The sequence below is a fragment of the Halobacterium sp. BOL4-2 genome, assembly GCF_016917835.2.
GTDB classification, from domain to species: domain Archaea; phylum Halobacteriota; class Halobacteria; order Halobacteriales; family Halobacteriaceae; genus Halobacterium; species Halobacterium salinarum.
In genome coordinates, this window is the sequence record NZ_CP070335.2 from 106,215 (window position 1) to 121,251 (window position 15,037).

Annotated in this window: 13 protein-coding genes and 1 pseudogene; 7 read left to right on the forward strand and 7 right to left on the reverse strand. The window is 61.8% G+C overall.

The features are described 5' to 3' along the window. Positions 1 to 29: 29 nt before the first annotated feature. From JRZ79_RS24865 to JRZ79_RS24875, 3 genes and pseudogenes are all read right to left on the reverse strand, one after another. Positions 30 to 935 (reverse strand): hypothetical protein, encoded by a 906-nt coding sequence (locus JRZ79_RS24865; RefSeq protein WP_010904135.1) that lies wholly within the window; start codon positions 933 to 935, stop codon positions 30 to 32. Then, a pseudogene (locus tag JRZ79_RS24870) lies at positions 932 to 1,637 on the reverse strand (hypothetical protein). The gene JRZ79_RS24865 and the pseudogene JRZ79_RS24870 overlap by 4 nt, the downstream one beginning before the upstream one ends. Positions 1,638 to 1,918: 281 nt before the next feature. Then, the gene (locus tag JRZ79_RS24875; RefSeq protein ID WP_010904137.1) at positions 1,919 to 2,131 is read right to left on the reverse strand and encodes a hypothetical protein; all 213 of its coding nucleotides are present in this window, start codon (positions 2,129 to 2,131) and stop codon (positions 1,919 to 1,921) included. Between the two features lie 196 nt (positions 2,132 to 2,327). On the opposite strand from JRZ79_RS24875, the gene JRZ79_RS24880 reads away from it, so the two are divergent. From JRZ79_RS24880 to JRZ79_RS24895, 4 genes are all read left to right on the forward strand, one after another. Next, positions 2,328 to 2,552, forward strand: coding sequence for a winged helix-turn-helix domain-containing protein (locus JRZ79_RS24880; protein ID WP_010904138.1), 225 nt, complete (start codon positions 2,328 to 2,330; stop codon positions 2,550 to 2,552). Positions 2,553 to 2,590: 38 nt separating this feature from the next. After that, positions 2,591 to 2,869 carry a type II toxin-antitoxin system Phd/YefM family antitoxin gene (locus JRZ79_RS24885; protein ID WP_010904139.1) on the forward strand — a complete coding sequence of 93 codons (279 nt, stop codon included), beginning with the start codon at positions 2,591 to 2,593 and terminating at the stop codon, positions 2,867 to 2,869. A gap of 10 nt (positions 2,870 to 2,879) precedes the next feature. Continuing rightward, positions 2,880 to 3,179, forward strand: coding sequence for a hypothetical protein (locus tag JRZ79_RS24890; RefSeq protein WP_049892715.1), 300 nt, complete (start codon positions 2,880 to 2,882; stop codon positions 3,177 to 3,179). A 257-nt stretch (positions 3,180 to 3,436) separates the two neighbouring features. Beyond that, positions 3,437 to 4,864: a transposase gene (locus JRZ79_RS24895; protein ID WP_012289637.1), complete on the forward strand. Its 1,428-nt coding sequence runs from the start codon at positions 3,437 to 3,439 to the stop codon at positions 4,862 to 4,864. A gap of 342 nt (positions 4,865 to 5,206) precedes the next feature. Here the strand turns inward: JRZ79_RS24895 and JRZ79_RS24900 are convergent, their stop codons facing one another. Next, complete coding sequence (locus JRZ79_RS24900; protein WP_010904142.1) at positions 5,207 to 5,728, reverse strand: IS6 family transposase; 522 nt, start codon at positions 5,726 to 5,728, stop codon at positions 5,207 to 5,209. A 370-nt stretch (positions 5,729 to 6,098) separates the two neighbouring features. Here JRZ79_RS24900 and JRZ79_RS24905 point away from each other — a divergent pair, with 370 nt between their 5' ends. Further along, entirely contained in the window at positions 6,099 to 7,037 is a 939-nt protein-coding gene (locus tag JRZ79_RS24905; RefSeq protein WP_010904143.1) for a DMT family transporter, read from the forward strand. Between the two features lie 330 nt (positions 7,038 to 7,367). Here JRZ79_RS24905 and katG read toward each other — a convergent pair whose 3' ends face one another. Together katG and JRZ79_RS24915 are read right to left on the reverse strand one after the other, a co-directional pair. Beyond that, positions 7,368 to 9,530 (reverse strand): catalase/peroxidase HPI, encoded by a 2,163-nt coding sequence (gene katG, locus JRZ79_RS24910; protein ID WP_010904144.1) that lies wholly within the window; start codon positions 9,528 to 9,530, stop codon positions 7,368 to 7,370. Between the two features lie 343 nt (positions 9,531 to 9,873). Next, the gene (locus tag JRZ79_RS24915) at positions 9,874 to 10,845 is read right to left on the reverse strand and encodes an alpha/beta fold hydrolase (protein WP_012289638.1); all 972 of its coding nucleotides are present in this window, start codon (positions 10,843 to 10,845) and stop codon (positions 9,874 to 9,876) included. Between the two features lie 199 nt (positions 10,846 to 11,044). Here JRZ79_RS24915 and JRZ79_RS24920 point away from each other — a divergent pair, with 199 nt between their 5' ends. Both JRZ79_RS24920 and JRZ79_RS24925 read left to right on the forward strand, forming a co-directional pair. Beyond that, on the forward strand, positions 11,045 to 12,241 hold the full coding sequence (locus tag JRZ79_RS24920) for a PQQ-binding-like beta-propeller repeat protein (protein ID WP_010904146.1): 1,197 nt from the start codon (positions 11,045 to 11,047) through the stop codon (positions 12,239 to 12,241). Positions 12,242 to 12,357: 116 nt separating this feature from the next. After that, positions 12,358 to 13,908 (forward strand): acyl CoA:acetate/3-ketoacid CoA transferase, encoded by a 1,551-nt coding sequence (locus JRZ79_RS24925; RefSeq protein ID WP_010904147.1) that lies wholly within the window; start codon positions 12,358 to 12,360, stop codon positions 13,906 to 13,908. An 18-nt stretch (positions 13,909 to 13,926) separates the two neighbouring features. On the opposite strand, the gene JRZ79_RS24930 is transcribed toward JRZ79_RS24925, so the two are convergent. Continuing rightward, entirely contained in the window at positions 13,927 to 14,949 is a 1,023-nt protein-coding gene (locus tag JRZ79_RS24930) for an AIR synthase family protein (protein ID WP_012289639.1), read from the reverse strand. Between the last annotated feature and the right edge of the window lie 88 nt (positions 14,950 to 15,037).

The window sequence follows — 15,037 nt, forward strand, 5'->3', positions numbered from 1 at the left end:
CTGGTGTTCCATCGGTTGCTTGTTAGTCGTTACTTCTCTGATTCCTGATACTGTTCGCCGAGGGGCTTCAGCCGCAGTTCACCGAAGCCGTATCGGGAGTGCGAGCCGACCCTCGTGAGGCCGTTCTTCGCGGTCTCCACCGGACGGTCGCCAAGGTACTTCACGACCTGCCCGTGGTCCACCGTCTCCAGTCTGAATACCTCGCGCTGTTCGAGGATCTTCTCCTCACGAAGCCGGAGACCGTCGCGGTTCTCAGCCCACCACCACGGGACAGGCCGGTCGTCCGCGTCGGGATACTCCGACTCCACCACGAACGGCGTCACGAGTTCGATGAGGTACGTCTCCGCGCCTTCGAGCCGCGAGTAGTCCAGTTCATCGAGGTCCACCATCTGCGTGTCCTTCAGCTGGACCTCGCCGTAGCCGTAGTTGCGCTTGCCGCCGAACTGGAGTCCCTCCAGCACATCCTCGCCGAGTGGGAGTACCGTCGGGTCATCGGCGTGGAGGTAGGCGTGAACGTACCACTTCGTCGTCTGCTGTTGCTTCCGCTGGTCTTCCCGGCGACCCATGATCGTCTCGTGGGCGAGCGCCGGGTGGCCGCCGTGGACCCGGAGATCATGCGTGTTCAGCGCGTCCCGAGCGCGGGTGTCCAGCAGCCACGGATGCATCGCTTCCCGCTGGAGGAAGAGGTCGTCGTAGGCCTTGACGTCGGGGAGGCCGCTCCCGAGGTACGGCCGGATGCCCGACTGCGTGTGTTCCTCGGGGAACGTCCCGAACTGACCGGGGACGAAGACGCCATGACTGGCCGATACCGACCCGTGGATCTCGGGATCGAGGTGCTGGCCGAGGGCGTGCAGGATGGCGTTCCCCGAGACGTAGTACGGGTGGCCGATGTAGTCCATCCACAGTTCCCACAGGACTTGCTGAATCGCCGTCATCGGTCGGGCCTCCACTCGTGGTAGTCTTCGATGTACTGGAGCGCCGCGCTCCAGGACTGCATCCGCCGAAGGTTGGCATCGAGGGTCATGTCGTACTTGTCGTGACCGGTATCGAGCGGGTGCGCTGTCAGGCGGTTCCACACTGACGCCCACGACCGCCACGGCCGGCTTCCAAGCCGGGCCGACGGACTCCCGTCGGTGTTCTCGTCGATACGGAGCGCGAAGCGGTCGCCGTTGAAGACCGTGCGGAACGGGACGACGTCGCCCGCCGGGTCCACGATGAGCCGGAGATCGCCGAAGTCGTGATCGGCCCGGGGGTTATCCAGTAGCGCCGCCACGAGGAGCGTGTGGAACTTCAACGAGGTGTACGGGTGATACACCGACTCGTTGAACGCGGCTGCCACGTCGGACGCCAGCCACCGCTCGTGCGCGGTCTGTGCGTCCTCGATGCCGATGAGGTCCGACACCTCGATCTCGATGGTCGCCTGCGAGAACTCACCAGGGTCGTAGGCCGTCTCGCCGGTGAGCAGGGACAGCCGGTAGTGGTCGTTGTGGGTCGGGGACGGTCTGCTCTTGCTTCTGCTGAGGCCGCGAGAGCGCCGCCGCATCGCCGTCCGTGCCCTCGGGCACCGACTGGTTCACGGGCACGCCAGCGAACTCCTCGCGGGCGTCGTCTGGATCGAGTCCAGTGCCAACCTCGATAGGGCCAGAACTCCAGCGGAGCCCGACACCGCACCAGCCGTTCTCTTCGTGAACACCTTCAATTTCGAGCGGGCCGTCGTTCATTTCTGCCGTGACGTGGACGTTGTTCAGCCCACCTGGAACGGAGCCACAGTCGGTGAGCGAGTACGTTCCATCGTCGGTCACGCTTCGGTCTTCGACGATCTCGCCGGGGGTGGTCGTGTTGCCAGCCGCCTCAGCTTGTGCCGCCTGCGGAAGTGCCGTGAGTGCTGCGGCCGCGGCGAGGAACTGACGACGCTGCATCACAGACCCTCCGGGGTGGATTCTCGCGCCTCGATCAGTCGTGCCGTCCACGCACCTGCTTCCGCGGCGCTGATGCCTGGAACGTCACTCCAGTCGGTGTTCTCGTGTTGCTCGATAAGCTCCGCAAGAGCGGAGTCGGCCTCCTCGTTTTCGGGGTTCGATTCGTTCGCCGTGCCGGAATCCTGAAGTCCGGCGGATGTCTTCATTGACATGCTTCGTTGGTCTCCAGCGAAGCACGGTCGGGCGTGGTCCAAACACGCCCCGGGCAACTTCTGACCGGCGTCCCGCGCTTCTCAACAATCACTCTCACCGCCATCCTCATATGATTTACTGTTAGTCAATCCATTTAGTCCATACTATCCAAAAGGACTAACTAACCACTCGTAATACCTATGCCCATAGTCACGCATGCAAGCAACAAAGATGGAAGCAGACGAGTTGATAGAAAGTGACCGAAAAATCCTTGATGAGCTTCAGAAAGGACGGTGTACGCCTGCTGTTCTTGTAGATTGGACTGGCCTGTCGAAACAGACCATTCACAACCGTCTAAACGTTCTTGTCGCTGCTGGACACGTCGAAAAAGCCCATGAAAGCGGCCTCTACGAACTGGTCAGCGATCCGCGGGACGACTGAGCGACAGTTCTTTGAGTACCACCGGCGTACCACAGCGTATGAGCACGGACACGCCCGGGGATAACGGGGAGGAGGGTGAGATGGTGAAGCTCAACGTCAAGGTGCCGAAGCGGCTTCTGGACGAGCTTGATGAGCTTTCGGAGGAACTGAACTACACCAACCGCTCGGAGTTCATCCGTGAGGTGCTGCGCGATACCACGGAGCCGATTCTGACGCCTGGTGCGCAGGAAGGCGTCTCAGAGGGCTACGCGGACGTTGCAGCGGGCCGGACGATGTCCACAGATGAGGCCCGAGAACGCCTCGGTATCGACGACTGAGGGCTGAACGGTGGCTCATGAGGTCGTTCTGACGGAGACGTTGGTCGAAACGCTGGAACAGTTTGAGACAGAGGAAGCCGAGCGGATCATCAACAAGCTGGAGGACATCGGCGACTTCCCGGGCCACTTTCTTGATCGGTTGAAGAACCACCCCGGCTACAAGCTTCGTGTCGGTGACTTCCGCGTCCTGATCGAGTGGGACAAGGACAACGAGGTGATCTACGCCATCGATGCCTTCGAGCGGAAGAAGGAGTACCGCGAACTCGGGAAGTATCGGGAGGTATGGGGGTCGTGGCGAGACGATGAGTAGGGGGGATTTGTCGTGGCAAAGGAGAAAGACGAGAACGCCGACCGTGACCCTGAGTCGAAGGGTGAAATCCATGAGCGGCAGAAGAAAAGGCGGAGATTTCAAGCCGGTACAGAGAAGCCAAGAGTAAGCTACCCGACAACCCGCGGTATGACACTTGGGGGTACACGGCCCTCCCGACGCGCAATCCGGCCAAGAATATCATCCCGCCGCTGTGGGAAGTAATCAAATCAGAGGCCTACAGCATCCACAATTGGTCGGTGGAACGGGATCGGTACGACGAGCTAGAGACGCCCGAGCATCGGCTCGCAAAGGCACTCGGGAAGGTCCAGCTTCGTCCGTACTACTGGTCGAAGCCGACTAACGAGAACCTCACCGAGAATCTGGATGGAGAGGACGCGACGCGGCACTACTACGCGAGCGAGACTGAAACGCTGGTCCGGCGCTTGCAGGGCACGAAGCTCGAACACTGGTTTCGAGGCCCAACACCGGACACGATAGCCACTGACGGCGAGGGGTTCCCGCCGGTTCAGGTGATCGCTCGGGAGCTTCGCTCGAAGACGTTCAAGTACCTCCGACTGAAGCGCGACGACAGCACGGAAGTGACCAAAGATCCGTCGCTCCGGGTGCTCATCGCCGCCGCGAACGGGAACGGGTTCGTCAACGACGCCGCGAAGAACCTCAAGTACAAACCGTTCTACGACGACGGCGACATCCCGACCGGACAGAACCTCACGCACCACCTTCGGAAGTCCTCACGGGAGTCAGTCATGCGGATGTTCCGGGAGGCGAATGAGCAACTGTTCAAGATCGCCGCCCGGTACGACTACTTCCCCGAGGATGCAGAGGTCGCTATCGACATCACGCATTGGCCGTTCTACGGCGACTCAGAGAGTGACGAGTACATTCGCCGGACGAAGCCGGGCCGGAACTACTCGTGGGCGTGGAAGTACATCACGCTCGCTGTCGTCGGGACCGACACGCCGCTGATTCTGGTCGTGCTCCTTGTCAGAGACAAGTCGAAGGCCTCGAAGTATATCCGTTGGATGCTCCGGCTGAGCAGGCAACACGTGGATATCGGCCGCGTCTACCTTGACGCCGGGACAGAGTTCTACAACTCGGACACGATTTCGACCATCAAGCACTTCCTGAACGGGATGGCCCGTACCGATCTGCGGTCGTCGTACTACTCCTACGGCGTGGGCAACCTCGACGAAGATAGCTACTACGCGGTTGGGCTGGAGTCGGACAAGACGGTGAAACTACGGAACTCAGGGGCTAATGAGCCGATGGACGACTACACGTACTTCTACACGAACCTTCACCCGGAGGAAGTCCCACCAGAAGAGTTGGGGAAGGCGTACCGCCGTCGGTGGGGCATCGAAACGGACTTCCGGAAAATCAAACGCGACTTCTTGGCCAAGTCTGGGTCGAAGAATCCGGCGCTTCGGGCGTTCTACTTCAACTTCGCGGCCCACCCCTTCAACATTTGGACGGTGACGAACATCCTCCGCGCTGAGGAAACTGGCGAAGACCTAAGCGAAGGAAAGCAAGTCACCGCTGGTGAATTAATGCAGGCCATCGAGGACGATCCGCGCGACCTTCAGATTCCGACCGAACCGCCAAAAACTCGGCAGGTATTCGAAGATATATTTGATGCTGACTGGGCCCCCTCAGATGCCGATTGATAGGAATTTTAGATTGAATCTATGTCCTCATCAACCGTATCATAGAGGTCGCCCTCTAGATTACGGGCAAACCGACGGACTCCCGGACTAAGATTTTCGTCGTTTTTCCACCCTCGAACGAGTTCAAACTGGCGTGAGTATGACTCCTCAGTAGTCGGGCCAACCTGAACACCCGTCGAATTGATAATTACGGCGTGCATTGCTGACTGGGCACGGTCATTTCGACGAATATTGTCTATTCCTCTATCCATACACGCTCTTAGAAGCCGGTCAATGTCATCATTAAGCGGAGCAGAATCGCAGTAGTGCAGAACTCTGATTACTTCTTCCTCAGGGCACTGTCTAGTTAAGCACGGCTTCAGCTGGCGTTCGTTCGTCGAGTGGTTGATGCGGTCGTTGGCGGTTGTAGTAATGTACGAATTGTTCAATCCATTCGCGTGCGCTCGCCCGACTGCCGACCCAGGAGTTATGGAAACGGGCGATACGCATTTTGAAGGTGTGAAACCACTTTTCGATGAGGTTTCTGTCGATATAGTCAACCCGACCGTTGAGCCCTAAGCGGGAGAGGGCAGTCCGGTAGCCGAACTGGTCAACGAGAAACACAGCGTCGGAGAGATCGTGTTTCTCACGGAGTCCATGAAGAAATGCAGCCGCTGGATCAGTCCCATGCCGTCCAAACAATTCCACGTCAAGAATCAATTTTGTGTCGAGGTCTATTGCAGCGTACAGCCAAGACCATTCGCCGTTGATTTTGATAGCGGTCTCGTCAACTGCGACCCTTGACGGCTTCGCCGTCCGCTCTCGCTCCCAACATTCAAGATTCGCTGTGTTCAACGTCTCTGTGAGCAGTTCTTGGTTTCGCATAGACACCAAAACCAACGAACTGCTCACTTCTCAAACTGGCTTAACTAGACAGTGCCAACTAAGACACCTACACGACCCCCAACTCTCAGCCCAATTACCATAAATCAGACAATTGTTTGCCGATCTTCTCAAGGGTAGTTTGAGGGCATCAGACATTAACTGATTACCGAGGCGCGTTGCTGAATAGAATCGGCGTGTTTTCAACTACTGTTACCGACACCGAGCCGCGAAAAACGTGCGGTGGGTAGCTGGCGGTCATCGATAGCGACAGCATACTACACAGCCGCCACCGCCATCACGCAGGTCCGGATGCCCCGAGAGTCCGTGCAGTTCGACGCATATTTGCCCCTTGACAGCGAACCCCTCACGAATGAGTCGTTACCGGACGACCGGTCGTTTCTTGCTCCTGTGCGCTGTCTGGGGAACGGCGTTCATGGCAACCGACGTTGGATTGGCCGATCTCCCCGCAGTCCCATTCGCGGCCGTACGCTTCGACATCGCTGCCGCACTGCTGTTTGCTGCCGTCTTCGTCTCGGACGCTGACGTCTACCCCCGAACTATGGATGACTTCGTTTACGTGCTCGTCGGCGGCACCCTCACGATCGGCGCCCATCATGCGTTCCTCTTTACGGGTCAGCAGTACGTTACCGGCGGTGTCGCAGCTGTTCTGTTGGGTCTCGTTCCCGTCGTGACGCCTGCGCTCACGCGCCTCGTCGCCACCGATGAGCAGCTCACCGCCGCCACTGCGGTCGGCGTCATGCTTGGGTTCGCTGGGGTCGTCATCATCGCTAACCCCGACCCTACGAACATCGCGGACAGCGTCCTTGGCGTGTCACTTGTGCTTGCGTCCGCGTTCGCGTTCGCCGTCGCCGCGGTCGTCACACACAGCCGATCGCCATCGCTGCCGTTCCTATCCACCCAGGCGTGGCTGATGGCCACCGGCGCCGTCGTCCTCCACGTCGCTGTACTCGTGCTCCCCGGCCAGTCGTTTGCGGCCGCCACCTGGACGCCGTCCGCGCTCGGCGCACTCACATACCTCTCTGTGGTCGCCGGCGTCGGTGGGTTCCTGCTCTACTTCAGATTACTGGACGACCTCGGTCCCATCGAGATGAGCTTCATTGAGTACGTAATCCCCGTCTTCGCGGCGCTGGCCGGCTGGCTCGTGCTTGGACAGGAGATCACGCCAGCAACCGTCGTGGGGTTTGCGTTCATCCTGTCCGGGTTCCTCGCCTCGAAGTGGCGAGCACTACGTCTGCGGTCCGTTGTCGTGACTACGATCTCGTCATTCACGGGTCCACGTGATGATTAGCCGCCCGGCCAACCGTTAGCTGCCGGCCCTTCCACACCGTTGTTCCGCCGTTTTCTGGCTCAGAATCGCTAGAAGCATCTTCGTGGACACCCGGTCCGCTGCCGACCTTCCATCCTGCGCGATTCAATTCGTATCGTATCGGGTCGGACCCAGGGGTTGCCAAGCAGATCACATACTGCCCGTCGCACCAGCGCTCGAACGTCACACACTGGCGCGGATACCATTCGTCCTGATCGCAGTTGCTCACAGCCGTAGTCAGAAACAGCAACAGCTCCACCGCGTTAGCGACACGCCGACCGCCACGGGTGGACGGCGCGTGGATCGGGCGCGCTATTCGAGGTCGAAGCGGTCCAGCTTCATGACCTCGCTCCACGTGTCCACGAAGTCCTGAACGAACAGCTCCTCGTCGGCATCACTGCCGTAGACCTCCGCGATGGCGCGCAGCCGCGTGTTCGAGCCGAACAGCAGGTCGACTCGCGAGCCGGTCCACTCGACGTCCCCGGTCTCGCGGTCGCGCAACTCGAAGACCTCGCGGTCCTCGGAGGCGGCTTCCCACTCGTAGTCCATGTCCAGCAGCGTCGTGAAGAAGTCGTTCGTCAGCGTCCCCGGCTGGTCGGTGAAGATGCCCAGCTCGGAGTCGCCGTGGGTCACTCCGAGCGCCCGGAGCCCGCCGACGAGCACCGTCATGTCGTCGGCGGTGAGGTTCAGCAGCTCGGCCTTGTCGACCAGCAGCTCCTCGGGTTCGCGCTCGGCGTCGTCGCCGAGGTAGTTCCGGAACCCGTCGGCCTTCGGCTTGAGCGCCTCGAAGGACTCGACGTCGGTCTGCTCGGGCGTGGCGTCGGTGCGGCCCGGTTCGAACGGCACGTCGACGTCGTACCCGGCGTCGGCCGCGGCCTGCTCGATGGCGGCGTTCCCGCCGAGCACGATCAGGTCAGCCAGCGACACACGCATGTCGTCGCTGCGGGCGTCGTTGAACTCCGCCTGGATGTCCTCGTAGGTCGACAACGCGGCTTCGAGCTGCTCGGGCTCGTTGACCTCCCAGCTGCGCTGGGGTTCCAGCCGGATGCGCGCGCCGTTGGCGCCGCCGCGCTTGTCGCTGTCGCGGTACGTCGACGCCGACGCCCACGCGGTCTTCACGAGCTGCGGGATCGACAGCTCCGACTCCAGGAGCTCGGATTTGAGCGCCGCGACGGCCTCGTCGTCGACGAGGTCGTAGTCGGCGTCCGGGAGCGGATCCTGCCAGATCATCGTCTCCTCGGGCACCTCCGGACCCAGGAACCGCTCGGACGGCCCCATGTCGCGGTGGATGAGCTTGTACCAGGCCTTCGAGAAGGACTGCTGGAACTCCCGCGGGTTCTCTTGGAAGGTCTCCAGGACCTCCCGGTAGTCGGGGTCGTCTTTGAGCGCGACGTCCGTCGTCAGCATCATGACGTCCTCGGTGTCGGTCGGGTCCTGCACGCCAGGTGCGGACTCGTTGAGCTCGCCGCTCTTGGTGGTCCACTGCCAGGCGCCACCGGGCCCCTTCTCGGGCTCCCACTCGTATTCGAGCAGGTTGTCGACGTAGCTCATGTCCCACTGGGTCGGCGTGGTGTTCCACGGCCCTTCGATCCCGCTGGTGATCGTGTCCGGACCTTTGCCCTCACCGAACTCGTTCTCCCAGCCCAGCCCCTGCTTCTCGATGGGGGCGGCGGCGGGCTCGGCGCCGACGTTCTCCTCGGGGTCGTCGGCACCGTGGACCTTCCCGAAGGTGTGGCCGCCCGCAATGAGCGCGACCGTCTCCTTGTCGTTCATCGCCATCTTCCCGAAGGACTCGCGGATGTTCTTCGCGGAGCCTTCGAGGTCGGGTTCGCCGTTTGGCCCCTCGGGGTTGACGTAGATGAGGCCCATGACGGTGTTGCCAAGCGGCCACTTGAGGCTTCCATCCGCGTCGAAGCGGTCGCCGGATGTGGTCTCCCACTCGTCTTCGGGCCCCCAGTCGACGGCCTCGTCCGGGGTGTAATCGTCCTTACGTCCGCCCGCGAACCCGTAGGTTTCGAAGCCCATGGATTCGAGCGCGACGTTTCCGGCCAGGATGATGAGGTCGCCCCACGAGAGCTTGCGGCCGTACTTCTGCTTGATCGGCCAGAGGAGGCGACGGGCCTTGTCGAGGTTGACGTTGTCCGGCCAGCTGTCGACCGGCGGGAGGCGCTGGCGACCGCCGGCTGCGCCGCCGCGACCGTCGAACGTCCGGTAGGTGCCGGCGCTGTGCCACGCCATCCGGATGAACAGTGGCCCGTAGTGGCCGTAGTCAGCCGGCCACCAGTCCTTCGAGTCGGTCATCATCTCTTCGAGGTCGTCTTTGACCGCCGCGAGGTCGAGGTCCTCGAACGCCTCGGCGTAGTCGAAGTCCTCGCCGTACGGGTCGACCTGTTGGCTGTTCTGATCCAGAATCTCCAAGTCTAACTGGTTTGGCCACCAGTCGCTTGTTCCGAAGTTGTGGTCTTCGTTCTCCATTGATTGAGCGTACGCTAACAATGTTTTGGGGATACTAAAGCGTAGTTATCGAAGGTCGAACGAAAGCGTCAAATCAGTGGCTGTGATCTCGTGTTATGCGACCTTTGAGTCCGGATCGACGTTGTAGCGCCTTGCAGTACCATCCACACTACTCTCTCTGTGGCGTGGCAATGGTACGGATCTCCCGCTCGTGTTCGATCAAATATAACTCAGCACAATGGGACAACGTCTTCTGACGCGACTTCTACCGCTTTGCTCCGTACGACCTCACGACGAAACAGCGACTACTCGTGGCCGCCGCTTTTTCGCCGGTTGCTTGGTTTCCGCGCTAGTCGCAGCTTCGTCACGCTCCATCAGTGGCGTGTTTGACATCCTCGCCGCCCTCAACTGTAGCGCTTGGTTCCACGGCGTCCCGGAGGAACGCCTCAGGGCGCTCGACGTGGGGCTGCACGTCGGACTCTTCGAGCACCACCAGCCGCGCGCCCGCGGCATCGGCGATGTCGCGGCCATCAGCGACAGGCGAGATGGTCGCTTCCTGGCCCCAAACAACTGTCACCGGCAGATCGAGAGCCGCCAGCTCGGCACCCAAGTCCATATCCACATCCAGGGCGCCCGCGAAAAACGACGCGGCGGCGAACCGAGCGCCCGGCTGATGGGCGGTCCGCCAGTGGTACTCGACCACGTCCTCGGTGACAACCGACTCGTCGTGGTAGCCGTGATCGGCGTTGAAATATCGGATGGCGCGCTTGCTCGTGGCCACGTTGAACAGCGCCGTGCCGACCACTGGCGCCCTGACGAGCGCGCCGACGAGCGGGCGCGTCCCCGAGAACCCCGCGGTCGTCGGACACACCAACACCAGCTCGCTGACCGAATCGGTGTCGGCGGCCGCAGCGGTCGCGTACGCACCCGAATGCGATGATGCCACGACCATCGGATCCTCGGCGGCGTCGGCGAGGAAGTCGGCCACGAACGTCGTGTAGTGGGACGCCGCGTACTCGATCGGCGGCCGGTCTGAGCGACCGAACCCCGGCAGGTCGGGCGCGATCACGTGGTGATCCGCGGCCAGCGCGTCGAACACGTTGCGGAACTCGAAACTCGATCCCGCAGCGTTCAGTCCATGCAGCAGTACCACGTCCTGATCGTCCGGATCGCCGGCCTCGGTGTACGCGATGTCGAACCCACGCCACTGGTACGTGTTGTTCGTCCCGTCTAGTGGCGACGCAAGCTCGTCCGCCCGCCACGCGAGGGCGGCGTTCGTGGCAGCAACGACACCGGTAGCCGCGGCCAGCGACCCGGCAATCTGGCGGAGCTTCATACCCCACCTACGCATGCCGGAGGCTTATCAGTTGTTGCCGCGAGCGCAGTCGCCACGCAGGTGCGAGCGCACTCGATCGTTGCCCGGTGCGTTCTGGTTGCTGTGACTGCCCCTCGATCCGTGTTATCGACATCGCGTTTTCGCACCGTTAACTCCTTCACAACACAAGATATTTACTTTGTTCTTATATGTTTTAACTATGGTAGATTCGATCTGTACACGTCGCCGTCTGTTAGCAGCAGTTGGGGCGACATCGGTGAGTGCGGTAGCCGGCTGCAGTAGCACTCTATTCGGCGGAGACGTTGAATACATACAGGATGCCCCGGTTGGGGAGGTGACTGGTCCGTGGCCGACGTATCAACACGATTTCGCGAGAACCGGTGCAACAACCGATCCTGGCCCTTCGAGTGATGCAACCGAATCGACTGTACTTGAGCTATTCAATCTGCACCCCGACTCACAGGTGATGTTTACCGGTGACCGTGGCATCCTTGCACTCACTCCAGATGAATTCGGAGGTTCGTACACCTCATTCGACATCAACGAAAACACACGATCCTGGAATGTAGAGACAACCGGCAGCGGTGGATCGGTGACAATCGCTGGGAACGCGGCTTTCGCCTCAACAAGCAGAGGCATCCGCGTCTACGATATTCGAAGTGGTGACCTTTGCTGGCGGGCGAACACAGGTTCCCCATTCCTGGGCAATGCACCTGTTTTCGTCAGTGGCAAGATTCTCAGTTGGGACTCCTCCTCGGTCGTCGCGTACGACGCCACGACGGGGCAGAAACGCTGGACGTTCAGCTTTGAAGACACCGGACCCAATAGTGTAGGGCTTCGGGACGGGATCGTGTATATCCAACTTGAAACAGGCGTTGCAGCGGTTGATCCTGAATCTGGTGATCAGGTCTGGCGGCGGTCCCTCCTCCCTGAGACAGACCAACAGATCGTTATTGGTGATGAAAGCGTGTATTATTCCGCAGAAGGTGGGAAGCTGTATGCGTTATCGACGGAACGGGAGGGTGAAACACAGTGGAAAACATCCATTCCAAACGAGTATGGTCATTCGCTCGCCGTTAGCAATAATCGAATCCACGTGTCTGCCTCCGATTCGTCTGATCGTGGCGTTCTCACGACCTTGGACGCTGCGGATGGAAGCACAATCAACATCGAGAAGCATCCCGATGGCCGTACATCACCGCCAATCGTTGCTGATGGGACCCAGTTCTGGCTTGGGGAGGAGACACTGTATGCGTCCGACGCTGATACCGGTTCTCGCAAGTGGTCATTGGATGTGAATGCCACGGTAGAGTCTTATTCTTCGCTGTCAGTTCATGGGTCTGACCTGTTCTTTGCCAGTAGAAATGGCGTGGTAAAGATCTCTGACGGCGCGTAAGCGGCTCGAACCGATCGCACCCCCAGTTTTCACTGTCACAGCGATCCTGCTCTCTCGGTGGCTCTATTCACGGAGCCAACACCAAGACAAAACTATCTGGCCTTGCACGGGGCTGTATGGTAACACAACAGTCACGTCGAGAGGCGGTCGCGTGCGTCGAGTCCGGTGACACGGTTGGGATCGGGGGGTTCGTGGCGACTGGCATCCCGGAAGCAGTCCTTGCTGCGCTGGGCGACCGCTATGAGCGAACGCGGGCTCCGCAGGATCTCACACTCTACCAGCCCGCGGCAGAGGGCGACCGGCAAGGACATGGCGTCTCACATCTCGTGCAGGAGGGCATGCTCGAACGGACGATCGCCAGTCACTGGGGGTTCACACCGGACCTGATGGCGGCAGTCGTTAACAACGAAATCGAGGCGTACAACCTCCCGTTTGGCGTCCTAGATCACTTGCTCCGGGACACCGCGGCTGGCAAGCCTGGAACGATCACGCATGTCGGACTGGACACGTTCGTTGACCCACGACGTGATGGTGGCAAAGCCAACGCCGTCACGAGCGAGGACCTCGTCGAGCGCGTCACACTCAACGGCACTGAGTACCTGTTCTATCACGCGGTTCCGATCGACGTCGCGGTCATTCGCGGCACCACGGCCGACGAGCACGGGAACGTCACCATGGAGCGGGAGGCACTCGCCTCGAACATGCTGGCGCTGGCCCAAGCCGCACACAACACCGGCGGCAGGGTGATCGCGCAGGTCGAGCGCGTCACGAGCGCGGGGACACTCGCGCCCCACGATGTCGCTGTACCCGGTGTGGTCGTTGATTCCGTCGTCGAGGCATCGCCGGAAGACCACCCACAAACGTACGGCTCGGCCTACGACCCCGCACACAGCGGCACAGTCAAGCCACCGACGCCCAGTACGGATCCGCTCCCGATCGACGAACGAACGATCATCGCACGCCGCGCCGCAATGGAACTCGACGCGGGCGCGGTCATCAACCTGGGCGTGGGGATCCCCGAACTCGTCTCAACGGCCGCCGCTGAGGGAGGTGTCGGCGACGCGATCACGGAAACCGTGGAGTCCGGACCGGTTGGTGGGGCTGCGTCCGGCGGAATCGAGTTCGGAACGGCAGTCAACCACGATGCCCTCGTGTCCTCACCCCAGCAGTTCGACTTCTACGACGGCGGCGGACTCGATGTCGGGTTCTTGGGGATGGCGCAGGTCGACGCGCAGGGAAACGTCAACGTCAGCCGGTTCGGCTCCCAGTTCCCGGGCTGTGGCGGGTTCATCAACATCACGCAGAACGCCGCTGCAGTCGTGTTCTGTGGCACGCTCACGACGGGCGGTCTCTCGGTCGCGGTCGCCGACGGAACAATCACGGTGACATCCGAGGGGGCGCACTCGAAGTTCGTCGAGGACGTCGAACACGTCACATTCAGCGCTGATCACGCGCTGGAAACCGACCAGTCGGTTGTGTACGTCACCGAGCGCGCCGTCTTCGAGTTGACGCCTGACGGCCTCACACTCACGGAGGTCGCACCCGGCATCGACCCCGGAGCCGTGATCGCACAGCTCGGGTTCGACCCCGCTGTTGCGGACCCACTGGGCGTGATGCCGGCGCGGCTGTTCGCCGACGCGCCGCCGGATCTCACCGATGTCGTGTGATCGCACGGCGGCCGCAGCTCACGGCGAACGAGCGGCGGCGTCCCGCTGAAGCGCACTGAACACTGTCCAGGCGGGATCGCTCCCCGGGTGCACGACCTGCGTCCCATCGACGGTCACGCCACTGCCCTCACTCACTGTCCCGATCGCGGCCACGGGAGTGTTCCGTGCGTCCAGTGCAGCCATCGCCGTGTCGGCGTGCGCCTCGGGGACTGTGACGAGAAGCGTGCCACGCGAGGAAACCTGCCACGGGTCGAGCCCGAGATCCGCACAGACGGCGCTCACGTCCTCGGGAACGGGGACGGCGTCGCTGGAGACGCTGATCGAAACGCCGGCGGCCGTCGCCAACTCCACCAGCGCCCCTTGAATGCCGCATTCGGTTGCGTCGTGCATCGCGGTCACGGGTGCGGACGCCGCGGCGCACGCGTCGCCAACCACTGTGGTGTCCTCGAGCCGCGCGTCGGCGCGCTCGACGGTGTCGTCAGCGACATCGAGGTGGTCGCCGAACAGCGCGGCGAACAGCCCCGCGACCTCTGCCCCGGGGCTGTGCGTCATGAGCACCGTGTCACCCGCGGTGGCCCCATCGGGGCGGACGATCTCGGCGGGGTCACCGACACCCATGGCCGTTGCGCCGCCGATCCAGGGGAACGACACGTCCTGGCGCGCGGTGTGTCCTGTGACCACGCTCACGCCGAGCCGCTCACACTCCGTGGCCATCGCGTCCCACAGCGCCGCGATGGTGTCGTCTCGTGCTGACGCCGGGAGCACCAGGGTGATGGAGAGAAACGACGGCGGAACCCCGCTCACGGCGACATCCGAAAGCACGCTGTGGAGGGCCAGCCGGCCGGCGCGCTCGATCCCGACGCCGGGGTTCACTGACACCGGGTCCGCGCTCACGACGAGGCGCTGGCCGCCGATCGAGAGCACACCGAAGTCAACCCCGTACTGGGGGCCGACGGTCACCGCGTCGTCGTCCGCACCGAGGTTCGGGGACAGGTGCTGTGCGAAGAACTCGGCGTCGATCTTCCCGATCTGGCTGGTCACGGGAGACCACCGAACAACTCGTCGTTCGCTGTCAAGGGCTCACAGGACGGGCGTGACATACTGCTCCGTCCGCACACCCACCAGTAAA